Annotated in this window: 21 protein-coding genes; 17 read left to right on the top strand and 4 right to left on the bottom strand. The window is 73.9% G+C overall.

The window, feature by feature from the left end; genetic code table 11:
* Positions 1-31: 31 nt before the first annotated feature.
* Entirely contained in the window at positions 32-1,159 is a 1,128-nt protein-coding gene (locus tag H8838_RS13845) for a mannose-1-phosphate guanylyltransferase (RefSeq protein WP_185995721.1), read from the top strand.
* Between the two features lie 49 nt (positions 1,160-1,208).
* Here H8838_RS13845 and H8838_RS13840 read toward each other — a convergent pair whose 3' ends face one another.
* Genes H8838_RS13840 through cofD form a run of 3 tightly spaced genes read right to left on the bottom strand, consistent with a single transcriptional unit; the run spans position 1,209 to position 4,021 of the window.
* Positions 1,209-1,943, bottom strand: coding sequence for a DUF3105 domain-containing protein (locus tag H8838_RS13840; RefSeq protein WP_224766136.1), 735 nt, complete (start codon positions 1,941-1,943; stop codon positions 1,209-1,211).
* A gap of 57 nt (positions 1,944-2,000) precedes the next feature.
* Positions 2,001-3,023 carry a coenzyme F420-0:L-glutamate ligase gene (gene cofE / locus H8838_RS13835; RefSeq protein ID WP_185995722.1) on the bottom strand — a complete coding sequence of 341 codons (1,023 nt, stop codon included), beginning with the start codon at positions 3,021-3,023 and terminating at the stop codon, positions 2,001-2,003.
* Positions 3,023-4,021 (bottom strand): 2-phospho-L-lactate transferase, encoded by a 999-nt coding sequence (gene cofD / locus H8838_RS13830; protein WP_185995723.1) that lies wholly within the window; start codon positions 4,019-4,021, stop codon positions 3,023-3,025. Before cofD ends, cofE begins: the two co-directional genes overlap by 1 nt.
* A 267-nt stretch (positions 4,022-4,288) precedes the next feature.
* On the opposite strand from cofD, the gene H8838_RS13825 reads away from it, so the two are divergent.
* From H8838_RS13825 to H8838_RS13815, 3 genes are read left to right on the top strand one after another with little or no spacing between them, the layout of a single operon-like run.
* Complete coding sequence (locus tag H8838_RS13825; RefSeq protein WP_181312323.1) at positions 4,289-4,543, top strand: WhiB family transcriptional regulator; 255 nt, start codon at positions 4,289-4,291, stop codon at positions 4,541-4,543.
* Between the two features lie 57 nt (positions 4,544-4,600).
* Entirely contained in the window at positions 4,601-7,522 is a 2,922-nt protein-coding gene (locus tag H8838_RS13820) for a glycosyltransferase family 2 protein (protein WP_185995724.1), read from the top strand.
* Entirely contained in the window at positions 7,519-8,931 is a 1,413-nt protein-coding gene (locus H8838_RS13815) for a DUF5719 family protein (protein WP_185995725.1), read from the top strand. Before H8838_RS13820 ends, H8838_RS13815 begins: the two co-directional genes overlap by 4 nt.
* Before the next feature lie 35 nt (positions 8,932-8,966).
* Here the strand turns inward: H8838_RS13815 and H8838_RS13810 are convergent, their stop codons facing one another.
* Entirely contained in the window at positions 8,967-9,425 is a 459-nt protein-coding gene (locus tag H8838_RS13810) for a metallopeptidase family protein (protein ID WP_224766135.1), read from the bottom strand.
* 49 nt (positions 9,426-9,474) lie between these two features.
* On the opposite strand from H8838_RS13810, the gene H8838_RS13805 reads away from it, so the two are divergent.
* The 13 genes from H8838_RS13805 to H8838_RS13745 all read left to right on the top strand — a co-directional run bounded on the left by H8838_RS13805 (position 9,475) and on the right by H8838_RS13745 (position 23,209).
* Positions 9,475-9,834: a DUF3499 domain-containing protein gene (locus H8838_RS13805; RefSeq protein ID WP_185995726.1), complete on the top strand. Its 360-nt coding sequence runs from the start codon at positions 9,475-9,477 to the stop codon at positions 9,832-9,834.
* Between the two features lie 31 nt (positions 9,835-9,865).
* Positions 9,866-11,260 carry a phosphomannomutase/phosphoglucomutase gene (locus tag H8838_RS13800; protein ID WP_181312327.1) on the top strand — a complete coding sequence of 465 codons (1,395 nt, stop codon included), beginning with the start codon at positions 9,866-9,868 and terminating at the stop codon, positions 11,258-11,260.
* Positions 11,260-11,424 (top strand): Trm112 family protein, encoded by a 165-nt coding sequence (locus tag H8838_RS13795; RefSeq protein ID WP_181312328.1) that lies wholly within the window; start codon positions 11,260-11,262, stop codon positions 11,422-11,424. Before H8838_RS13800 ends, H8838_RS13795 begins: the two co-directional genes overlap by 1 nt.
* 14 nt (positions 11,425-11,438) lie before the next feature.
* Positions 11,439-12,476, top strand: a complete 1,038-nt coding sequence (locus H8838_RS13790; RefSeq protein WP_185995727.1) for an SIS domain-containing protein — start codon at positions 11,439-11,441, stop codon at positions 12,474-12,476.
* Between the two features lie 216 nt (positions 12,477-12,692).
* A complete protein-coding gene (locus tag H8838_RS13785) occupies positions 12,693-13,637 on the top strand; it encodes a DUF808 domain-containing protein (RefSeq protein WP_185995728.1) in 945 nt (314 codons plus the stop codon).
* A gap of 124 nt (positions 13,638-13,761) precedes the next feature.
* Positions 13,762-15,207 (top strand): adenosylhomocysteinase, encoded by a 1,446-nt coding sequence (gene ahcY, locus H8838_RS13780; RefSeq protein ID WP_181312331.1) that lies wholly within the window; start codon positions 13,762-13,764, stop codon positions 15,205-15,207.
* A gap of 77 nt (positions 15,208-15,284) precedes the next feature.
* Positions 15,285-15,989: an MtrAB system response regulator MtrA gene (mtrA, locus tag H8838_RS13775; RefSeq protein ID WP_181312332.1), complete on the top strand. Its 705-nt coding sequence runs from the start codon at positions 15,285-15,287 to the stop codon at positions 15,987-15,989.
* 10 nt (positions 15,990-15,999) lie between these two features.
* Complete coding sequence (mtrB, locus tag H8838_RS13770) at positions 16,000-17,613, top strand: MtrAB system histidine kinase MtrB (RefSeq protein ID WP_181312333.1); 1,614 nt, start codon at positions 16,000-16,002, stop codon at positions 17,611-17,613.
* A gap of 11 nt (positions 17,614-17,624) precedes the next feature.
* Positions 17,625-19,367 carry an LpqB family beta-propeller domain-containing protein gene (locus tag H8838_RS13765; RefSeq protein ID WP_181312334.1) on the top strand — a complete coding sequence of 581 codons (1,743 nt, stop codon included), beginning with the start codon at positions 17,625-17,627 and terminating at the stop codon, positions 19,365-19,367.
* A 106-nt stretch (positions 19,368-19,473) separates the two neighbouring features.
* Entirely contained in the window at positions 19,474-20,271 is a 798-nt protein-coding gene (locus tag H8838_RS13760; RefSeq protein WP_185995729.1) for a ComF family protein, read from the top strand.
* A 355-nt stretch (positions 20,272-20,626) separates the two neighbouring features.
* A complete protein-coding gene (gene hpf, locus H8838_RS13755) occupies positions 20,627-21,244 on the top strand; it encodes a ribosome hibernation-promoting factor, HPF/YfiA family (protein ID WP_185995730.1) in 618 nt (205 codons plus the stop codon).
* A 73-nt stretch (positions 21,245-21,317) separates the two neighbouring features.
* On the top strand, positions 21,318-22,007 hold the full coding sequence (locus H8838_RS13750) for a response regulator (protein ID WP_258236729.1): 690 nt from the start codon (positions 21,318-21,320) through the stop codon (positions 22,005-22,007).
* Positions 22,004-23,209, top strand: coding sequence for a winged helix-turn-helix domain-containing protein (locus H8838_RS13745; protein ID WP_224766133.1), 1,206 nt, complete (start codon positions 22,004-22,006; stop codon positions 23,207-23,209). Before H8838_RS13750 ends, H8838_RS13745 begins: the two co-directional genes overlap by 4 nt.
* Positions 23,210-23,240: the final 31 nt, after the last annotated feature.

Here is a 23,240-nt window from a genome sequence, read left to right as displayed (position 1 = left end):
CCTAGGTGGAGGGTCGTCTACCCTCGCCGCCATGACGCAGACCTCCGCGGGAGCCCCCGCAGACCAGCCGCTCGAGAGCTTCTGGGCCGTGGTGCCCGCCGGTGGTGCCGGAACCCGGCTCTGGCCGCTCTCGCGGCAGGGCGCGCCGAAGTTCCTGCTGGACCTCACCGGGGCCGGGCGGACGCTGCTGCAGGCGACCCTGGACCGGCTGGACCCTCTGACGGGCGGGCGCGCCCTGGTGGTCACCGGCGCCGCGCACCGCGACGCCGTCGTCGCCCAGCTGCCCGCCCTGGGCGCCGAGGACGTGGTGGCAGAGCCGTCCGCGCGCGACTCGATGGCCGCGATCGGCCTGGCCGCCGCCCTGCTGGAGCGCCGGGACCCCGAGGCGGTGATGGGCTCCTTCGCCGCGGACCACGTGATCACCGACCAGGAAGCGTTCCGGGCCGCGGTGAGCGCGGCGCACGCCGCGGCCCGGGAGGGCTGGCTGGTGACCATCGGGATCGAGCCGACCGGTCCCGCGACGGGCTTCGGCTACGTACGGCCCGGCGAGCCGCTCCCCGGGCTGGAGGCGCGGCAGGTGGCCGAGTTCGTGGAGAAGCCGTCCGCGGAGGTGGCGACGGCGTACGTCGAGGCCGGCTACCGCTGGAACGCCGGGATGTTCGTGGTGCGGCCGTCGGTGCTGCTCGACCTCCTGGCCGACTCCGACCCCGAGTTCGCCGCCGCCCTGCGCGGCATCGCCGCCGACCCCACCACCCTGGAGGACGTGTGGGGCACGCTGCCCAAGATCGCCATCGACCACGCCGTCGCCGAGCCGGCGGCCGCCCGCGGCAAGGTGGCCGTCGTGCCCGGCGGGTTCGGCTGGGACGACGTGGGCGACTTCGCCTCGCTGGGCGAACTGCTGGGCGCGGGCCGCGCTGGTGGTGGGGCCGGCGGTGCCGGCGGGCCGGTGGTGCTCGGGGATCGCGCCCTGGTCCGCTCGGTCGACAGCACCGGCCTGGTGGTACCGGCCGGTGGCCGCACCGTGGCGGTGGTGGGGCTGGACGACGTGGTCGTCGTCGACACCGGCGACGCGCTGCTGGTGACCACCCGGGCGCGGGCACAGGAGGTGAAAAGCATCGTGGCCGCCCTCAAGGAGGACGGCCACGACGAGCTCGTCTAGTGCTCTCCCGCTCCGGGCCCGCGGGCCCGGAGCCGGTGGCTCGCGCCGATCAGATGGCGTCGGGCTCCGGGGAGTCCATGTACGGGTAGTCGAGCATGAACTTCTCCAGGGCCTCGCCGCTGGGCTCGGAGCAGTACTGCCAGACGCCGACCTGCTTGGAGGCGTCCTGGGTGCCGGCGCCGCCGATCGACCAGTGCGTCATGGCCACGGAAGCGCCGTCGGGGAACTCGCCGCCGTCCTCGGCGCGCCACGGGACGACCTTGAACTTGTTGCGGAAGTTGCTGTCGTTGTCGAACTTGCTGGCCAGGCCGCGCAGCGTCTCCATCTGCTTCTCGTCCTCGGCGACCGACTCGTCGTACCAGAGCAGCGTGTAGCCGTGCTCGAGGTTGTGCACCAGCTCGCCGAGGTCGGGACGGTCGTCGGTGTAGAACTTCCGGTCGATGCTGTCCCAGATGTCGTAGTGCTGCCCGAACGCGGGCGGGGCGTCCTCGTACTCCAGCGGGGTCCCCTCGGGCACGTGGTCCTGGGAGCCGGAGGCCTCCTTGGTCTCCACGTCCTGGCAGACCGTGGCCGGCGCGCCGATCGAGGCGAGGTCCTTGTCCTTGAACTCCGACAGCTCGCGGGAGTCGCTGATCGGCTTCCAGGCGGCGGCGCCGATGATCAGCAGGCCGGCGATCACGGCGACGCCGATGATCATGTTGCCCTTGCGGCGCTCGGTCGCCTTCTGCTGCTTGCGGATGTCGTCGATGACGGCCTGCCGGCTCGTCCTGTCCTTGTTGGCCACGTGGCGCGTCCTCGTCTCGTCTCCAGCACCCCGCCGAGGGGCGGAGCCTCGGGAAGTCTACGGAATGACGGGTAGCAGGCGCACGACCGCTCCCGCCCCGGACCGGGACTCCGGGAGCCGCGAGTCCGCCAGCCGCCACCCGTGGCTGAAGCAGAGGGCGGCGACCACCTCGCGCGGGGTGTCCGCGGGCAGGGTGACCTCGTGCCCGGGCGTCCCGTCCGCGGTCCCGTCCCCGAGCCGGACCGGGACACCGAGCACCCGGGTCAGGGCCGACCCCAGCTCCTCGGGGGTCGCCGGAGGCCCGAAGAGGGACTGGTCGGCCCCGTCCTGGGCCAGCGCGGTGACCACGGCCTCGCGGACGCCGAGGCTGAACATGTCCAGCTCGGCGACGCGCTGGAGCGGCCCGGCACCGGGGCCGTCCTCCCCGACGGGGAGCACCAGGTCGGCGCGCCCACGGACCAGCGCGAGGGGCCGTCCGCCGAGCTTGCCCTGGGCGAGCTCGACGGCACCGGCGATCTCGTCGGCCACCGCGGGGGCGGTCACCGCCAGCTCGTGCCCGTGCGCATCCAGCATTCCGAGGTGGCTCTCCAGCGGCAGCAGGCCGGCGACGCCGATCGCCACGTCGGTCTGCCCCTCGCGCCAGGCCCGGCCGAAGGTGTCGGTCACCACGACCGCCACGTTGACCCCGAGCCGCTCCCGCAGACCCGCCCGCAGGCGGGCGGCGGACCCGTCGGGATCGCGGGGGAGCAGCACGATCCGTCCGGGCTCGACGTTGGAGCGGTCGATGCCGGCCGCGGCCAGCACCAAGCCCAGCCGGTGGCGCACGATGCGGGTCCGACCGCGGCTGGCCAGCACCCGCGTGCTCTCCTCCGCCAGCGCCCGGTCGTAGTCGGCCGCGTCGCAGACCCGCCCCTCGGCCTTGCTGACGACCTTGCTGGTCACCACCACCACGTCGCCGTCGGCGGGACCGGGCTCGACCCGGGAGAGGGCGGTGGCGACCAGGTCGACCAGGTCGGTGCCCGCAGAGATCTCCGGGACCCCGTCGGGGGCCACCACCTCCAGCCGGCCGGTGGCCGCCATCAGCCGGCCAGCTCGACGGCGGCGGTCAGGGCCCGGGCCACCTGCTCGGGGGAGCCCGGGAGGAGCGGCACGGCGCGGGCGGCCAGCCCGGCCTCGGCCAGCCGCGGCAGCTGGTCGGCGTCCTGCTCGTCGACCAGCCAGGCGTCCAGCACGCCGCCCCGGCCGCGCGCGCCGAGGTGCAGCCCGACGCCCGCAGCGCTCGCCTCCACCTCGACGCAGTCCAGGAGTCGACGGGTGAGGTCGGGCACGGCTGCGTCGGTCCCCGGGAGCGGGGAGAGTCCGACCACCCGGGCCGCGGTCGCGGCCAGTGCCTCGCGCACCCCGGGGAGACCGAGGACGGGGCCGATCGAGACCACCGGGTCCGACGCGGCCAGGAGCACCAGGTCGGCCTCGGCGATCGCCTCGAGGACGCCGGGCCCGGGCTGGGCCTGGTCCAGGCCGACGAAGAGCACGGCCTCGGCCGGCACCTGCGCCGCCATCCGCACCCGGTACTCCTGCAGGTGCACCGCGCGGCGGCCGCTGGGGGAGTCGGGGTCGGCGACCACGACGTGGGTCTCCACCCGGTCGTCGGTCATCGGCAGCAGCCGGACGCCGGGCTGCCAGCGCCGGCACAGCGCCTCGGTGACCGCGGAGAGCGGGTAGCCGGCCTCCAGCATCTCGGTCCGGACCAGGTGGGTGGCCAGGTCACGGTCGCCGAGCGCGAACCACGAGGGTTCCACCCCGTACGCCGCCAGCTCGTCCCGGGCGCTCCAGGTCTCCGCGTCCCGCCCCCAGCCGCGGTCGGCGTCGACGCCGTGGCCGAGGGTGTACATCATCGTGTCGAGGTCGGGGCACACCTTCAGCCCGTGCACCCACAGGTCGTCGGCGGTGTTGCCGACCACGGTGACGGTGGTCTCGGGGGAGAGGCCGGGGACGGAGCCGGAGGCGAGGGCGTGCCGCAGGGCGGGCAGGAGGCGGGCACCGCCGCTACCCCCGGAGAGCACAGTGATGTGGCGCATGGGCATATCTTCGCCCTCCCGGCAAGGGTCTCCCGCACTGGTCTGGATCAGGCCCGGCGCAGCAGGCGATATAACACGCCCGGGCTTGACTTCGGTGGTACGACAGGCATGTAATTCCCAAAGTGTTGTTTGCAGGATTTGGCTGCGAACGGGCATGCATACACGGAACGATGCAGCGGTACCACGAGGTGGTGCCGAACAGCGGTGACAAGCAGTGGTCGAGGGACATCGGGTCCACGGGGGCCAGGGTCGAGAGGGCGAGGGCATATGCGAGAACTGTTTCTCCTTGATTCCGACGCCGAGGAGATGGGTTGGCAGGACCGCGCGCTGTGCGCGCAGACCGACCCTGAGGCGTTCTTCCCTGAGAAGGGGGGATCCACGCGGGAGGCCAAGAAGGTCTGCCTGACCTGCGACGTCCGCAACGACTGCCTGGAGTACGCCCTGATGAACGACGAGCGCTTCGGCATCTGGGGCGGGCTCTCCGAGCGCGAGCGTCGCAAGCTCAAGAAGCGCGCTGTCTGAACGCGCGCCGTCCGAACCCTGGCGAACCGTCCTGAGGACGGTCGTTAGGCTGCTCCGGTGATCGTCTCCGCCGTCCTCGTCAGCCATGACGGGGCCCGGTGGCTCCCGGGCGTCCTGAACGGGGTCCGACGCCAGCGTCGGCCGATCGACCGGGGCATCGCGGTCGACACCGGCAGCAAGGACGACTCGGTCCGGCTGATCCGCGACTCGTTCTCCGAGACCGCGGTCGTCGAGACCTCCGGAGCCACCTCCTTCCCCGCCGCCGTCTCCCTCGCGCTCGAGCACCTGCCCCCGTTGGCCGGGGACGACCAGGACGAGTGGATCTGGCTGCTGCACGACGACTCCGCCCCGGACCCGGACGCGCTCGCCGCGCTGGTCGCCGCCGCCGCCGAGCACCCGGAGGCCGACATCCTCGGCCCCAAGCTCCGCGAGTGGCCCTCGCTGCGCCGGCTGCTCGAGCTCGGGGTCACCCTCTCCGGCACGGGACGGCGCGAGACCGGGCTCGAGCGCGGGGAGTACGACCAGGGCCAGCACGACCAGGTGCGCGAGGTGCTGGCGGTCAACACCGCCGGCATGCTGGTGCGCCGCCGGGTGCTGGAGCAGCTGGGCGGGCTGGACGAGGCGCTGCCGATGTTCGGCAACGACCTCGACCTCGGGTGGCGGGCCGCCCGGGCGGGCCTGAGCACGCTGGTCGTCCCGCAGGCGGTGGTCTTCCACGCCGAGGCCGCGCACCGCGGCGTACGACGCACTCCGCTGACCGGGCGCCACACGCACTACCAGGAGCGCCGGGCGGCCCTGTTCACCCTGCTCGCCAACGTGGAGTCCCGTCGGCTGCTCTGGCAGACGGTGCGGCTCTTCTTCGGCACCCTGCTGCGGGTCGTCGGGTTCCTGCTGGTCCGCTCCGTCGGGGAGGCCCTCGACGAGCTGGCGGCCCTGGTCGACGTCTACCGTCGCCCCGGGCTGGTCCGGCAGGCCCGGCGACGGCGCGCCCGGGAGGCCGGCGGCAGCCCGCGCGACGTCAGCCACCTGCTCGCGCCCTGGTGGGTGCCGTACCGGCACGGCCTGGACTTCGTCTCCGACCTCTCCCAAGCGGTGCTCGGCCAGGCCCAGGACGTGGCCGAGCGACGGCGGGCGGCCAAGGCCGAGAGCGAGCCGTCGGCCGGAGACCGGTCCCGCAGCGGTGCGGCCGCACGCGCCCGGTCCGGCGGCGCGGTCGACGAGGAGGACGAGGAGCTGCTGGCCGACACCGGCATCGTCGTCCGGTTCCTCACCGACCCCCGTGCGGTCGGGATCAGCCTCTTCGTGCTCCTCTCCCTGGTGGCCGCCCGGGCCGCGTTCGGCCAGATCCAGGGCGGTGCGCTCTCCCCGGTCCCCGAGGCCGTGAGCGACTGGTGGCGGCTGTACGCCGAGACCCGGCACCCGCTGGGCACCGGCACCGACGTGCCCGCCCCGGCGTACGTGCTCCCGCTGGCGCTGCTCGGCACCCTGTTGCTGGGCAGCCCGTCGGCGGCGATCAGCGCGGTGATGCTGCTCGCCGTGCCGTTCGCCCTGTGGGGCGCCTGGCGCTTCCTGCGGGTGGTGGGCCGGCTGGTCGACCCCCGCGGCCTGCCGGTCTGGGTGCTGGCCTGGGGAGCCGCCACCTACGCCCTGGTGCCCGCCACCTCCGGGGCCTGGGGCGAGGGCCGGTTCGGCACCGTCGTGCTGGCCGGGCTGCTGCCCTGGATCGCCCACGCGGCGCTGGGCTTCGCCGACCCGGAGCCGGACCGTCGCTGGCGCGCTGCCTGGCGTACCGGGCTGCTGCTCGCGCTCGCCGCCGCGTTCGTGCCCGGCGTCTGGCTCTTCGGGCTGCTGGCCGCGGGGATCGTGGTCGCGGCGGGCTTCGCCATCGCACCGCGCCTGCTCAAGGACCGCTCGGCCTGGGGACCGCCGGCCCTGGCCCTGGCCGTGGTGCCGCTGCTCCTGCTGCCCTGGTTCCTGCCGCTGATCCTCACCGGCTCGGGCACCGGGCTGCTGCTCGAGGCCGGGCGGCTCCCGCTGGCCGAGGCCACCTTCACCGACCTGCTCACCGGCCGCCTCGGCGAGCTCGGCGCACCCTGGTGGCTGGGCGCGCCGGTCGGGCTCTTCGCGGTCCTGGCGATCGCTCCCCGGGTGACCCGGGTGCCGGTGACCATCTGCTGGGTGATCGCGCTGGCCGCTGCCGTGGTCGTGGCCGCGCTGGGCTTCGTCACGCTCCGGCTGCCGGCGACGTCGACCCCCCCGAGCCTCGGCTTCTTCGTGGTCGTGCTGCAAGGCGTCGCCGTGGTCGCGGCCGTGCTCGGTGCCGAGGCGTGGACCCGCAGGCTCACCGGGGACCACGCGCTCTGGCAGCGGGTGGTCGCGGGCGCCGTCGCCCTGGTCGCCGCCGCGGTTCCGCTGGGCGGCCTGGCCTGGTGGGTGGTCGACGCGGACGACTCCTTCGACCAGGACGTGGTCGAGGCGGTGCCGGCGTACATGGCGCAGAGCTCGCTCACCGGCGCCGAGCACGGCGTGCTGGTGCTGCGCGGCTCCCTGGACACCGGGCTCAGCTATCGCGTGCGTCGTGACGACGGGGTGACCGTGGGGGAGGACGAGGTGCTCAGCCTGGCCGACGAGGACGAGGACCTGACCCGCACCGTCTCCTCCCTGGCCTCGAGCCCCACCCCGGCCGACGTGGCCGAGCTCGGCAGGCTCGGCATCGAGTACGTCGTGCTCGCCGCGCCCGCCGACGGCCGGGTGGCGGCCGAGCTGGACGCCGTCGCCGGACTGGTGCAGGCCAGCGCGGGTGACCGCGCCACCCGGGCCTGGCGGGTGGAGAGGCCCCTGGACCCGACGTCGGTGGACAGCACCGTGACCACGGGCCGGGTGGTGCTGCTGGTCGTGCAGGGCGTGGTCGTGGTGGTCGCGCTGGTGCTGGCGGCGCCCACGGTGGCCGGCCGCCGTCGACGGGAGGTGGAGGCATGAGCAGGGAGCCCTCGGACCGCGCCGGCGGCAGCCGGCGCCGGGTCGCCCAGCCCGCGGAGCGCTCGATCAGCTCGACGACCCTGCTGGCCATGGTCGTCCCCGTGCTCACCGTGGGTGCTCTGGCGCTGGTCGACCCGCGTCCCACCGAGGACCCGGGGGAGCCGCCGCGCAGCGCCCCGCTGGTGCGCACCACGGTGGTCTGCCCGCCGGCCCTGGCCGGTGGGGACGACGTGTTCGTGCTGCTGGCCGGCGCGGGCGCCGGGGACGACGCGGCGTCCTCGGGCGGCCCGGTGCAGGTGCGCGGCCGTGACCGGGCGCTGGACGTGGAGCCGGACGCGACCGTGGAGCTCTCCGACCGCGACCGGGTGGTGCTCCAGGGAGTGGACGACACCGCCCCCGGCCTGGTCGCCGCCCGACGCTCGGGCAGCGCCTCGACCGCCTGCACCACCCCGTGGGCCGAGGCGTGGTTCACCGGCGCCGGCGCCGGGGCCGAGCGCAGCTCCGAGCTCACCCTGGTCAACCCGGACGGCGGCCCGGCGGTCGCCGACGTCACCGTGCTGGGCGAGGACGGTCCGGTGGAGGTGCCGGCTCTGCGCGGGCTCACGGTGGCCGGCAACCGCTCGGTCACCCTCGACCTGGCCGCCCTGGTGCCGCGGCGCGACGAGCTCACCCTGCACGTGCGGGTCACCCGGGGACGGCTCGGCTCCTCGGTGGTCGACCGGTTCGAGGAGCTCGGCGACGGTGCCAGGACAGCGGACTGGCTGCCGCCGCAGCCCGCCCCGGCCGCCGACGACCACCTGCTCGGGCTGGGCGCCTCGGCCGACTCCCGCACCCTCGTGGTGGCCAACCCGGGTGCCGACGAGGCGCGGGTCGCCATCCGGCTCGTCACCCCGCGCACCGAGTTCACCCCGACCGGGCTGGAGGAGGTCGTGGTGCCACCCGGCTCGACGACCTCGGTCGACCTGGGGCGCGCCCTCTCCGGACGATCCGGACGCGGGGTGGTCGGCCTGCGCCTGGTGGGGGACCACCCGGTGACCGCCTCACTGCGCTCGCTGGTCGGCGACGACCTCACCTACGCGGTCGGCGCCCCGCCGGTGAGCTCGCGCGCCGTCACCCCGCTGGCGCCGGGTCCCAAGCGGCTGGTCCTGTCCGGTGCGGAGCAGGTCACCAGCGTCAGCGTCGTCCTCCGGGACGGACGAGGGCGGCAGGTGGGGACCGAGGAGATCATCCTGCAGCCGGGCCAGGGCAGCCGGACCTCCCTGGACGCCGCCGCCCGCTCCGTCGAGCTGCGGGTCGAGCAGCCGGTGCGGGCCGCGGTCGAGAGCGGGCCTCCCGGGCTGGCGGTGCGTCCCCTGCAGGAGCTCGCGGTCGACCGCGAGGTGCCGGCCGTCCGTCCCGGCCTGTACTGACCGGCGTCAGCCGCGCGGGTCGACACTGACCGGCGTCAGCCGCGCGGGTCGACCTCGTCGGGGGAGCGGCCGAGCAGCTCGGCCACCTGCTCGACCAGCACGGTGAGCACCAGCGACCGGAGCTGCTCGCGGTCCTCGGCCCGGTGCTCCACGGGACGACGGAAGATCACCACCCGGGTGGGGGAGCCGCCCGAGCCGCGGATCAGCGAGGAGAGCGGAACCGGCTCGTCCCAGTCGTCGGGGACCAGCGGCATCTCCTCGACGGCGTACTCGACCAGGCCGAGCTCGTCGTGCCAACGGGCCTCGAGCAGCGCCACCACGTCGAGCACGACGTCGTCGAAGCGGGTGCGGGCCGTGCGGGCGGCCGGCGAGCCGGGACGACGCAGCACCCCCGGGCCCCGCATCCCGCGGCCCCGGCGGTCCCGGCTGCGCCGGCGCAGCGGACCGGTGTCGTCGGCGGCGCCCGGTGACGGTGACGGCACGACCGGGTCCATGCCGCGAGCCTAGTCCGTCCGTGCGGACCGGGCGGGTAACGTGCCCTCCGTGAGTCCTGCCCGCCGTTGTTCGCGCACCGCCTGCGGCCGTGCTGCCACGGCGACGCTGACCTACGTCTACTCCGACCAGACCGCGGTCCTCGGGCCGCTGGCCCTGTACGCCGAGCCGCACGCCTACGACCTGTGCGACCAGCACAGCGAGCGGCTCTCGGCACCCCGGGGGTGGGAGGTGCTCCGGCTGGCTCCGGACCCCTCGGCCCAGGGGCCCTCGAGCGACGACCTGCTGGCGCTTGCCGACGCCGTGCGCGAGGCGGCGAGGCCGGTCGCCCCGCCGCCGACGATCCATCCGGCCGACGATCCGGCCAAGGGCGTGCGGCGCGGTCACCTGCGTGTCCTGACCACGGAGTGAGCTCCGGGGCCGGGCCGCTAGGCTTCCGCCCATGTCCTCCGACACCCTCGACCCGGCCAACCTCGAAGCCATCTTCAAGGCCTACGACGTGCGGGGCACCGTGCCCGACCAGCTCGACGACGAGCTCGCCCGGCTGACCGGCACCGCCTTCGTGCTGGTGACCGGCGCCCCGACCGTGGTCGTGGGCCACGACATGCGGCCCAGCTCGCCCGGGATGGCCCAGGCCTTCGCCGAGGGGGCGACCCGCGCGGGCGCCGACGTGGTGATGATCGGCCTGGCCTCCACCGACCAGCTCTACTTCGCCTCCGGGCACCTGGGCCACGCCGGCGTCATGTTCACCGCGAGCCACAACCCGGCGCAGTACAACGGGATGAAGATGTGCCGGGCGGGCGCGCAGCCGGTGGGCAAGGAGACCGGCCTGCTGGAGATCCGGGACATGGTCGCCCTGCACGCGACCACCGGCGCCACGATGGTCTCCGACGACGTGACCCCGGGGACGATCAGCGAGCAGGACGTGCTGGGCGCCTACGCCGACCACCTGCTCACCCTGGCCCCGGTCCGCGGGCGCCGGCTCAAGGTGGTCGTCGACGCCGGCAACGGGATGGCGGGGCTGACCGCGCCGGTGGTCTTCGACCGGATCGGGGCGGACCAGGTCGAGCTCGTCCCGATGTACTTCGAGCTCGACGGGAGCTTCCCGAACCACGAGGCGAACCCGATCGAGCCGGAGAACGTCGCCGACCTGCAGAAGCGGGTGCTGGAGGTGGGCGCCGACGTCGGGCTGGCCTTCGACGGCGACGCGGACCGGTGCTTCCTGGTCGACGAGCGGGGCCGGGCGGTCTCGCCGTCCACCCTGACCGCCCTGATCGCCGCGCGCGAGCTGGCCAAGGAGCCGGGCGCGACCGTGATCCACAACCTGATCACCTCCCGCGGGGTGCCCGAGCTGGTCGCCGAGCTGGGCGGCACGGCCGTCCGCAGCCGGGTGGGCCACTCCTTCATCAAGGCGACCATGGCCGAGACCGACGCCATCTTCGGCGGCGAGCACAGCGGGCACTTCTACTTCCGCGACTTCTGGCGCGCCGACTCCGGCATGCTGGCCGCCCTGCACGCCCTCGCGGCGCTGGCCGAGTCCGACGGCACCCTCTCGGAGCTGCTCGCCCGCTACGAGCGCTATCCCGCCAGCGGCGAGATCAACTCCACCGTGGCCGACCAGGCCGCGGTGCTCAGGCTCCTGGAGGAGCAGTACGCCGGAGCCGAGGGAGTCGAGCTGGACCACCTCGACGGCCTCACGGTGACCCACGCCGACTGGTGGTTCAACGTGCGCGCCTCCAACACCGAACCCCTGCTGCGACTCAACGCCGAGGGCAAGGACGAGGCCACCATGACCGAGATCCGCGACGCCGTCCTCTCCACGATCAGGAGCAACTGATGAACCTGGACCCCGCCCTCCTCGAGATCATCGTCTGCCCGGCCTGCCACGGCTCGCTGAGCCCGCAGGACGAGGAGCTCGTCTGCTCCGGCTGCGGCAACGCCTACCCGGTGCGGGACGACATCCCGGTGCTCCTGGTCGACGAGGCACGCAAGCCGGCCTGAGCGGGGGGGGGACGATGGGCGCCTGGTTCGACGAGTCGCGGCTCGACGACCCCGCGGTCCTGACCACCTGGGACACCGTGCTCCGCCCGTTGGCGGAGTCCGGCGCACGGGTCCGGCGCGAGATGGCCGGCGCCGCCGAGGTGCTGCCGGCCGCCGTGGCGGCTGCGTTGGTGGGCAGCCGCCCGCGCGCGGTCGTCGCCGCGGGTCCGGACTCCCGGCTGCTTCGAGCAGTGCTGGAGCCGTGGTGCCCGGTGCCGTTCGTCGCCTGGCCCGGAGCCGGGCTGCCCGGCTGGGTGGGCAGCCTCGACCTGGTCGTCGTGCTCGCCCCCGAGGGGTCGGACCACGGGTCGGCCTCGGCGGTCAGCGAGGCCGTGCGGCGCGGGGCCCAGGCCGTCGTCGCCTGCCCGCCGCGCTCCCTGGTCGCCGAGCACGCCGCCGGCCGCTGGACCACCCTGTTCCCGATGGCCACCGGCGACCAGCTCGCCTCGGCGGTGGTGATGCTGGAGTACCTGGACCAGGTCCAGCTGGGTCCCCGGACCGATGCCGAGGAGGTCGCGGGCGCGCTGGACGCGGTGGCGACCTCCTGCTCCCCGCACCGGGACCTGGCGGTCAACGACGCCAAGATGCTGGCGATCGCGCTGGCCGACACGATGCCCGTGGTCTGGGGCGGCTCGGTGCTGGCCGCCCGCGCGGCCCGGCGGGTGGCGGAGTCGCTGCGCCGGGCGACCGGCACGTCGGCGATCGCGGGCGTGGCCGAGAACCTGCTGCCGGTGCTGGAGGCGACCCGGCCGCGCGACGTCTTCGACGACCCGTTCGCCGACGAGGGCGGGGAGCGGCGGCCGCTGCTGCTGGTCCTCGACGACGGCACCGAGCAGGAGCTGGCGCGCGCGGAGCGGGACCAGCTGCTGCAGGCGGCGTCCCTGCGGGGGATCCGCACCGAGACCGTGCGCTGCCGCGACGGCCTGGCCACCGAGGTCGCCCGCTACGCCTCGCTGGTGCTGCACGGCCGGTACGCCGCGGCGTACCTGCAGTGCGGGCTCGTCCAGGACTGAGCGCCGACCGCGTCGGGGCACGCCCGGACCACACCGACCCCACCTGGACACCGACCACCCCTGGACACCGGCCACACCCGGACACGGGGGGCGTCCGGGCCCCGATCGGCGGTGGCAGAGGCCCGACCTGGGTACTCTGCGGCTCGTGGTCGAACTCCTGCGCGCAGCCGTGCTGCCCCTCCCCGTCGTGCCCGTCAGCCTCGCGGGAGGTCACCGGTGAGCGGCGGGCTCTTCGCCCTGCTCGACGACGTCGCCGTGCTGGCCCGGCTGGCCGCGGCCTCGGTCGACGACGTGGCGGCCGCCGCCGGACGCGCCAGCGCCAAGGCGGCGGGTGTGGTGATCGACGACACCGCGGTCACCCCGCAGTACGTCCACGGGCTGGCGGCCGAGCGGGAGCTGCCGATCATCCGCAAGATCGCCGTCGGCTCGGTGCGCAACAAGCTGCTGCTCATCCTGCCGGTGATCCTGCTGCTCAGCCAGTTCCTGCCGTGGGTGCTGACCCCGATCCTGATGCTCGGCGGCACCTACCTGTGCTTCGAGGGCGCGGAGAAGATCTGGGGGAAGCTCTCCGGACACGAGGAGCACACCGAGGCGCTGGCCACCGAGATCGGTCCGGAGCAGGAGAAGCAGATGGTCGCGGGCGCCGTCCGCACCGACCTGATCCTCTCCGCCGAGATCATGGTGATCGCGCTCAACGAGGTGGCCGAGGAGCCCTTCCTGGCCCGCGCGCTGATCCTGGTGGTGGTCGCCCTGGGGATCACCGTGCTGGTCTACGGCGTGGTGGCGCTGATCGTGAAGATGGACGACGTGGGGCTGTCGCTGGCGGGCCGGGCCAACCGAGTGGCGCAGTCGGTCGGGCACGGACTGGTCCGCGGCATGCCCTGGCTGCTGACCGCGATCGGCCTGGTCGGCACCGTGGCCATGCTCTGGGTCGGCGGGCACATCCTGCTGGTGGGCACCGACGACCTGGGCTGGCATGCGCCGTACGACCTGGTGCACCACCTCGAGGAGGACGTGGCGCACGCGGTCGGGGTGCTGGAGGGCGCGGTGGCCTGGGTGGTCAACACCGCCTTCTCGGCGGTGGTCGGGCTGGTGGTCGGGGCCGTGGTGGTCGCCGTGCTGCACCTGGTGCCCCGCCCCGGGCGCAAGGCGGCGCACTGAGCCGAGCACGGAGTCAGCGGGAGACGTCCGGCAGCGGTCGCCAATTGCGGGTTTCTCCGGCGCCGGTCCTACCCTCGACGACACGCGCAGAACCGTGCGCGCCCGCACTACGGAGGGTAGCTAGATGGACTTCAAGGTCGCCGACCTGAGCCTGGCCGACTACGGCCGGACCGAGATCCAGCTTGCCGAGCACGAGATGCCCGGCCTGATGGCGATGCGGGAGCGCTACGGGGACGCCAAGCCGCTGGCCGGTGCCCGGATCGCCGGCTCGCTGCACATGACGATCCAGACCGCGGTCCTGATCGAGACGCTCGTCGCGCTCGGTGCCGAGGTGCGCTGGGCGTCCTGCAACATCTTCTCCACCCAGGACCACGCCGCCGCTGCCATCGTCGTGGGCCCCGAGGGCACCGTCGACCAGCCGGCCGGCGTCCCGGTCTTCGCCTGGAAGGGCGAGTCCCTGGAGGAGTACTGGTGGTGCACCCAGCAGATCCTCAACTGGCCCGGCGAGGCCGGCGCCAACATGATCCTCGACGACGGTGGTGACGCCACCATGCTGGTCCACCTCGGCGTGGAGATGGAGAAGACCGGCACCGCGCCCGACCCGGCGTCCGCGACGTCGACCGAGCAGCGGGTCATCTTCGAGGTGCTGCGCGAGTCGCTCTCCACCAGCAGCGACCGCTGGACCCGGATCGCCGGCGACATCAAGGGCGTCACCGAGGAGACCACCACGGGCGTCCTGCGGCTCTACGACATGATGAAGGACGGGTCGCTGCTCTTCCCGGCGATCAACGTCAACGACTCGGTCACCAAGTCGAAGTTCGACAACAAGTACGGCTGCCGGCACTCCCTGATCGACGGGATCAACCGCGCCACCGACGTGCTGATCGGCGGCAAGGTCGCGGTCGTGTGCGGCTACGGCGACGTGGGCAAGGGCTGCGCGGAGTCGCTGCGCGGTCAGGGCGCCCGGGTCATCGTCACCGAGATCGACCCGATCTGCGCACTGCAGGCGGCGATGGACGGCTACCAGGTCGACACCCTGGACAACGTGCTGGACGTGGCCGACATCATCATCACCGCGACCGGCAACAAGGACGTCGTCACCGTCGACCAGATGCGCCGGATGAAGCACAACGCGATCCTGGGCAACATCGGTCACTTCGACAACGAGATCGACATGGCCGGCCTGGAGGCCGACGGCGTCGCGGTCCGCAAGAACGTCAAGCCGCAGGTCGACCTGTGGACGTTCCCGGGCCAGGACGGCCGGGACAGCCACTCGATCATCGTGCTCTCCGAGGGTCGCCTGCTCAACCTCGGCAACGCGACGGGCCACCCGTCGTTCGTGATGTCGAACTCCTTCACCAACCAGGTGCTGGGCCAGATCGAGATCTTCACCAAGCCCGAGGAGTACCCCGTCGGGGTCTACGTGCTCCCCAAGCACCTCGACGAGGAGGTCGCCCGCCTGCACCTGGCCTCGCTGGGCGTCAAGCTCACCGAGCTGACCCCCTCGCAGGCCGACTACCTGGGCATCCCCGTGGAGGGCCCGTACAAGTCCGACCAGTACCGCTACTGAGCGCGTCTGCTCGTCGTGACGAAGGCCGGTGTCCCCGCGGGGACACCGGCCTTCGCCGTCGCTGGCACAATGGCCCCATGAGCCAGCCCCTCGCCGACGCGCCCACCCGCGGCCGTGTCCTCGTGGTGGACGACGACGCCTCGCTGGCGGAGATGCTCACCATCGTGCTCCGCCAGGAGGGCTTCGACAGCCAGATGGTCACCCGGGGTGACGAGGCGCTCGCCGCGTTCCGCGAGTACCGCCCCGACCTGGTGCTGCTCGACCTGATGCTGCCCGGCCGCGACGGGATCGACGTGTGCAAGGAGATCCGGACCGAGTCCGGCGTCCCGATCGTGATGCTCACGGCCAAGGGCGACACCATCGACGTGGTGCTCGGGCTCGAGTCGGGTGCCGACGACTACGTGGTGAAGCCGTTCAAGCCCAAGGAGCTGGTGGCCCGCATCCGCGCCCGGGTACGCCGGTTCGAGGCACCGGTCTCGGAGACCCTGACGGTGGGCGACCTGGAGATCGACGTCGCCGGCCACAGCGTGACCCGCGCCGGGACGGCGGTCAACCTGACCCCGCTCGAGTTCGACCTGCTGGTCTGCCTGGCCCGCAAGCCCTGGCAGGTCTTCACCCGCGAGGTGCTCCTGGAGCAGGTGTGGGGCTACCGGCACGCCGCGGACACCCGACTGGTCAACGTGCACGTGCAGCGGCTGCGCTCGAAGGTCGAGCACGACCCGGAGAACCCCGAGATCGTGCTCACGGTGCGCGGTGTCGGCTACAAGGCCGGCAAGTCCTGACGGGGCGGGCATGGCACCGCACCTGTCCCTGAGAAGGGTCCCGACCGCGCTGGCGCGTGGCCTGACCAGCTGGCGCCGGTCGATCCAGGCACGCGTGGTGGCCAGCACCCTGGTGCTGACCACGCTGGTCGTGGGCGTCGTGGGGTGGTTCCTGCTCCAGCAGACCCGCGACGGACTGCTGGAGCAGCGGGTCGAGCGCGCGGTCAGCGAGGCGAGCAACGAGACCGCCGAGGCGCGGAGCAGGCTGACCTTCGCCACCGGCACCGACGTCGACGCGCCCGGTCAGCGTCAGGACCTGATCGAGCCGATCATCGCCCGGGGTGCCAGCCGGGGGTTCGCGGTGATCCTCTCGGCGCCGCTCGGCTCGGGCGGCACGCTGGCCGGCGGCGGCGCCCAGTTCACCCAGAACCTCGACAAGTCGAGCGTCCCCCGGGCGCTGGAGAGCCGCTTCTCCACCCCGCAGGAGACGGCCTGGACCTACACCACCATCAAGACCACCGGACCGGTGGCCGGCGGGGTCGAGCCCGGCCCGGGGATCGCGGTCGGCTCGCAGGTCACCCTGCCCGCGGACGGGGAGACCTACACCGTCTACTACCTGTTCCCGCTCTCCGAGCAGGCGGACACCCTCGGCCTGGTGACCCGGGCCCTGCTCACCGCCGCGGTGCTCCTGGTGCTGCTGGTGGCGGGGGTGACCTGGCTGGTCACCCGGCAGGTGGTGGCCCCGGTGCGGATGGCGCGCGAGGTGGCCGAGCGGCTGGCCGCCGGACAGCTGCAGGAGCGGCTCCGGGTCACCGGGGACGACGACCTGGCGCGCCTGGCGACGTCGTTCAACCAGATGGCCTCCAACCTGCAGCGGCAGATCCGTCAGCTCGAGGAGCTCAGCCGGCTCCAGCGCAGGTTCGTCAGCGACGTCTCGCACGAGCTGCGTACCCCGCTGACCACCGTGCGGATGGCGGGAGACGTGCTGCACGACAGCCGGGACCAGTTCGACCCGGCGACCGCGCGGGCCGCGGAGCTGCTGCAGACCGAGCTGGACCGGTTCGAGGTGCTGCTGGCCGACCTGCTCGAGATCAGCCGGTTCGACGCCGGCGCCGCGGTGCTGGAGGTCGAGGACGTCAACCTGGTCGACGTGGCCCACCGGGTCGCCGAGGCGACCCAGGTGCTCGCGATCCAGCGGGGCACCCGGGTGGTGGTGGTCGATCCCGGGCACCCGTGCCTGGCCGAGGCCGACGTACGCCGGGTGGAGCGGATCGTGCGCAACCTGGTCACCAACGCGATCGACCACGCCGAGCGGCGCGACATCGTCGTGCACGTGGGCGCCGACGAGGAGGCCGCGGCGATCACCGTCCGTGACTACGGGGTCGGGCTGGGGCCGGGGGAGTCGGCCATGGTCTTCAACCGGTTCTGGCGCGCCGACCCGGCCCGGGCCCGCACCAGCGGAGGAACCGGCCTCGGCCTCTCCATCTCCCTGGAGGACACCCACCTGCACGGGGGCTGGCTGCAGGCCTGGGGACGCCGCGGCGAGGGCGCCCAGTTCCGGCTGACGCTGCCGCGCCGCCTGGGACAGTCCCTGCGGCGCAGCCCGCTGCCGCTGGTGCCGGCCGACGACGAGGTACGCGCGTGAGGAGGCTGCGAGTGACCCCACGATGGCGGGCGGTGGCGGCGACCGCCGCGGCGCTGCTGCTGGCCGGCTGCGTCCAGATGCCGACCGCGGGTCCGATCCTCGAGGTGGAGGACACCCAGTCCGGGAACACCTCGGGCGGCACCTTCATCGACCCCGCGCCGCCGGAGCCCGGCGCCTCGGCCCGCGAGGTGGTCTCGGGGTTCCTGGAGGCGATGAAGGCCGCGCCGATCAAGACCACGGTGGCCGCGCAGTACCTCTCCAGCGAGGCCCAGGTGCGGTGGAAGCCCGAGGGTGGCACCATCACCTACTCCGACCTCGACCCGGTCCGCGGTGACCGCGTGCTGACCGTGCCGATGGTCGACGCCGAGGTCTACGACTCCCGAGGCGCCTGGTCGCGGTCGCTGCGCGCCGGGGACGCCGAGCTCAGCTTCCCGATGACGCTGGAGGGCGCCGAGTGGCGGATCGCCGAGGCCCCCGACGCCCTGGTGGTGCCCGAGTCCTGGTTCGAGGACCGGTTCTCGCGCGCCGCGCTCTACTTCCTCGACCCGACCGGGCGCATCCTGGTCCCCGAGCCGGTCTTCGTCCCCGAGGGCGACCAGTTCGCCACCTCGCTGGTCCGCGGCCTGCTCGCCGGCCCGCCCCGCCACCTGGGCACCGTGGTGCGCAGCACCGTGCCCGCGGGGCTGAGCCTGGCGCTCTCGGTGCCGATCGACGACGACGGACTGGCCGAGGTCTCGCTGCAGGGCCCGCCGGGCGTGAGTGCGGAGGACCTCGTCTCCGACGAGATGATCGCCCAGGTGGCCTGGACCCTGCGCCAGGACCCGCGGATCACCGCGGTGCGGCTCACCCTCAACGGGCGTGCGGTGCCGCTGCCGGGCCACGGCCAGGAGCTGAGCCCCGCCGCCGGCGCTCGGCTGGACCCCGTGGGCTCGGGCTCGGTGCGCGACCTCTTCGCGCTCCGGGACGGGCTCCTGGTCCGGGGGGACCTCGAGGAGTTCGACGAGACCTCCGGGCCGCTGGGCAGCCAGCAGCTCGGGGTGCGCACCGCCGCGGTCAACCTCACCGCGACCCAGGCGGCCGCGGTGACCACGGACGGCACCTCCCTGCTGGTGGCTCCGGTCGAGGACGAGGAGGGGGTCGCCACCGAGCTGTTCGCCGGCGGCACCGACCTGCTCCCGCCCGTCTGGGACTTCACCGACCGGCTCTGGTGGGTCGACCGCACGGCGGGCGGCGCCGTGGTGTGGACGTCGACGAACGAGCGGGCCAGGCAGGTGCGGGTGCCCGGGCTGACCGGTCGCAACGTGACCTCGTTCCTGGTCTCCCGCGACGGCTCCCGGCTCGCGGCCGTCGTCCGTGAGCCCGGTGGCGACCGGGTGGTCACCGGCCGGATCCAGCGCGACGAGCGCGGCCGCGTCCTGGGCGCCACCCGGGTCCGCCCGCTCGACCTCGAGCTCGAGCCGGGGCGGCGGATCAACGACATGGGCTGGCGCTCGCCGTCCTCCCTCACCCTGCTCAGCGACATCACCGGAGACCTGTCCCAGGTCCGCACGGTCGCGGTGGAGGGCGCGCCCGCGGACCTGGACACCGGCGCCACCTCCAGGATCCGGGGCGGGGCCGGGACGCTGGTGAGCTCCCCGGCCCGGAACGAGAGCGTCTACGTGGTGCAGGCCGACGGGGTCGCCGACCTGGTCGACCCGGCGCGGGAGATCCCGCCGCTGGACGAGGGGATCACCTGGCTGGGCTTCGTCGGCTGACCCGGCGCGGCCCGCTCGCCGTGCACAGCCCGGCGGCGGGGCGCCATCTCCCCAGTCCGGGACGAGGGTGCGGCCAGGGGACGGAGCGGAACGCTGTCATGGGCCGGTGACCCGTGCTCCGCTTGCCGCCGACCTGGTCGACCACGCCGTGGACCTGCTGGTCGGCAGCGCCTGCCTGGGCTGCGGGAGCCGCGGCCGGCTGGTCTGTCGCCGCTGTCTCGGCACGCTCCCGGCCCAGCCGGTGCCCGCCAGACCCTCACCTGCTCCGCCTGGTCTCGTCCCGGCCTGGGCGGCGGGGGAGTACGACGGGCTGCTCCGCCGGCTGGTGATCGACCACAAGGAGGAGTCGCGGTTCGGCCTGGGCCGCCCCCTGGGCAGGCTGCTGGCCCGGGCGGTCGGAGCGGCCGCAGGAGGGGAGGGACGGGTGCTGCTGGTGCCGGTGCCGTCGCGGCCCGGTGTGGTCCGCTCCCGGGGCGACGACCCCACCAGGCGCCTGGTCCGGGTGGCGGCCCGGGAGGCGACCCGGCACGGCCTGTCGGCGCGCGTGCTGCCGCTGCTGCGCTCGCACCGCGGGGTGCTCGACCAGTCGGGGCTCGACGCCGCAGCCCGGGCCCGCAACCTGGAGGGGTCGCTCTGGGTGCCGAGCCGTGCCCTGGTCGGCGCCGCCCGGGCCGCCCGGGCCGCCCGCAGCGGCCTGGGGACCGGGGCGGGAGCCGTGCGCGTGGTGCTGTGCGACGACGTGCTGACCACCGGCGCCACGGCGCGGGAGGCCCAACGGGCGCTGGCCGCGGTCGGCGTCGAGCTCTCCGGGATCGCCGTGGTGGGTGCGGTCCGGCGACGGCACGACCCGGCCGCGCCCGCCGCGTCGAGGGGGGTGTTCGCGGCATGCCCAGGCACGGGATAGCGTCTGGTCATGGAGTCCGTCCGGGTCCGTGGTTGCGTCATCGGGGCGCCGTGCGCGTGCCGGGGACAAGCCGATGCCAGTCGCAGGCGAAACGGTCCACGTAAGGCGCTCCCGGCTCGTCCGGGAGGCCGATCACGGTGCGGCTTAGAAGTAAGTCCTGCCCTGGTGCCGCCGTCAGATGCGGCGACCACCGGGAGAAGGCCAGTAGTGGCGGAGAAGCTGCGACCGTCTCAGCAGGCGATTGTGGGGACGAAGACCAGGTCGGCCGGGCGGACTCCATGCCAGACGCCGTGCAGCACGCCGGACGGTTGGCTGCTGCCCGGGGTGCCAGTGGAGTAGCGAATCGGAGGTTCACATGGACGTAGTGGTGACGGGACGGCACGTGGAGGTCTCGGACAGGTTTCGAGCCCACGTGGAGGAGAAGCTCTCCCGGCTCGAGAAGCACGACCAGAGGATCATCCGGGTACAGGCGGAGGTGTCCGCCGAGCGCAACCCGCGGCAGCAGGACCGGGCCGTCCGGGTGCAGCTGACCGCCCTGACCAAGGGGCCGGTCATCCGCGCGGAGGCCGCGGCCGAGGACAAGATGGCCGCGCTCGACCTGGCGCTGGACAAGATGACCGCCCAGATGCGCAAGGCGGCCGACCGGCGGCGTATCCATCGCGGACGCCGTACCCCCGTCTCGGTGGGCGAGGCGCTGGCCGAGACCGGGGCCGAGGAGACTCCGGACGCAGGCTCCGACGAGGTCCAGGAGCGGCAGGTCGGGCCGATCACGGTCACCGGCGACGGCCCGCTCGTGGTCCGGGAGAAGTCCCACGAGGCGGAGCCGATGACGCTGGACCAGGCGCTCTACGAGATGGAGCTGGTGGGTCACGACTTCTACCTCTTCGTCGACAAGGAGAGCGAGAAGCCGTCGGTGGTCTACCGGCGCCACGGCTACGACTACGGAGTCATCACGCTCACCGTCGCCAGCTGAGCTGACCGACGTCGGTGCCCCGCGCCCGGCGGACGCGCGTTCCGCGTCCGTTCGGGCCGGGGCATCTGACATGATGCCGCCTGTGACGCAGCCGACAGAGACAACAGAGCCGGTCCGGGTGATCGTTGCCGACGACCAGGAGCTCTTCCGACGTGGGCTGACGATGCTCCTGACCCAGGAGCCCGACATCGAGGTCGTGGCCGAGGCGGGCGACGGCGTGGCCGCCACGGACCTGGCCAGCTCGATGGCCCCCGACGTGGTCCTGCTCGACGTGCGGATGCCGCGACGCAGCGGGATCGAGGCCTGCCGGGCGATCAAGGAGTCGAACCCGTCGGCGAAGGTCATCATGCTGACGGTCTCCGACGAGGAGGGCGACCTCTACGAAGCCGTCAAGAGCGGCGCCGCGGGCTACCTGCTCAAGGACTCCTCGATCGAGGAGGTGGCCCAGGGCATCCGGGTGGTGGCCGACGGCCAGTCGCTCATCTCCCCGTCGATGGCGGTCAAGCTGATCGACGAGTTCAAGCAGATGTCCAAGCCCGAGCGGCACCAGGTCAACGGCGGGCTCCGGCTCACCGAGCGCGAGCTCGAGGTACTGCGGCTGGTCGCCAAGGGCATGAACAACCGCGAGATCGCCAAGCAGCTCTTCATCTCCGAGAACACCGTGAAGAACCACGTCCGCAACATGCTGGAGAAGCTCCAGCTGCACTCCCGCATGGAGGCGGTCATGTACGCGGTCAAGGAGAAGCTGCTCGAGCTGCCGTGACCGCTCGAGCGCCCGGGGTGCGCACCCTGTCCGCCGCGGAGGCGCGCCGGGTGGCGCTCGCGGCGCAGGGGTTCGCCGACCGGCGGCACGCCGAGCCGACGATGCGCACGCTGCAGCGCACCGTACGGCGGACCGGGGTGCTCCAGGTCGACTCGGTCAACGTGCTCCAGCGCGCCCACTACATGCCGCTGTACTCGCGGATGGGGGCCTACGACGTCGACCTGCTCCGCCGCGCCTCGGCCGCCCGGCCCCGCCGCCTGGTCGAGTACTGGGCGCACGTGCAGGCGCTGATGCCGGTCGAGCTGTGGCCGCACATGCGGCACCGGATGGACGACTACCGCGAACGGCGCGGCAAGTGGGGGTTCACCGCCGACCCGACCCTGGAGCCCCGGGTGCTGGCCGCGGTCGCCGAGCGGGGCCCGGTGACGGCCCGCGAGCTCGAGGCCGAGGTCGGGGGCACCCGGTCCCGCGAGCACTGGGGCTGGAACTGGTCAGAGGCGCGCAAGGTCCTCGACTACCTCTTCCTGGTCGGCGACGTCGCGGTGGCCGGGCGTACGCCGTCCTTCGAGATCGTCTTCGACCTGCCCGAGCGCGTGCTCCCCGCCGCGGTGCTGGCTGCGCCCACCCCGACCCGCGCGGAGGCCGAGCTCGAGCTGGTCCGCCGGGCTTCCCGCTCGCACGGCGTGGCGACGCTCGCCTGCCTGGCCGACTACTACCGGATGCCCGTGGCCCGGACCCGGGCGGCGGTGGCGACCCTGGCCGACGCCGGCGAGCTGGAGCCGGTGCGGGTGCAGGGCTGGTCCCGGCCCGCCTGGCTCGCCGCCGGGACCCCGGTGCCGCGCCGGGTGGAGGCCGGGACGCTGCTGAGCCCGTTCGACCCGCTCGTGTGGCAGCGCGCCCGCACCGAGGCCCTCTTCGGGTTCCGCTACCGGCTGGAGATCTACACCCCGGCGCACCGACGTGTGCACGGCTACTACGTCCTGCCTTTCCTGCTGGGCGAGCGGCTGGTGGGCCGCGTCGACCTCAAGGCCGACCGGGCGACGGGGAGGTTGCTGGTGCAGTCCGCGCACCGGGAGCCGGACGCGCCCCCGGAGACGGCCGAGGCCCTGGGCGCCGAGCTGGCAAGGCTGGGGGAGTGGCTGGGCCTGGACGAGGTGGTCCTGGGGGGCCGGGGGGACCTGCGCCCCGTGCTGCCCTGCTAGTCACGGCCCGCGGGACGCCACAGTCCGGCGA

Origin of the sequence: Nocardioides campestrisoli (assembly GCF_013624435.2) — a bacterium.
GTDB classification, from domain to species: domain Bacteria; phylum Actinomycetota; class Actinomycetes; order Propionibacteriales; family Nocardioidaceae; genus Nocardioides; species Nocardioides campestrisoli.
Note: the sequence above shows the minus strand (reverse complement) of the source record. Positions and strands in the feature narration are given on the sequence as shown.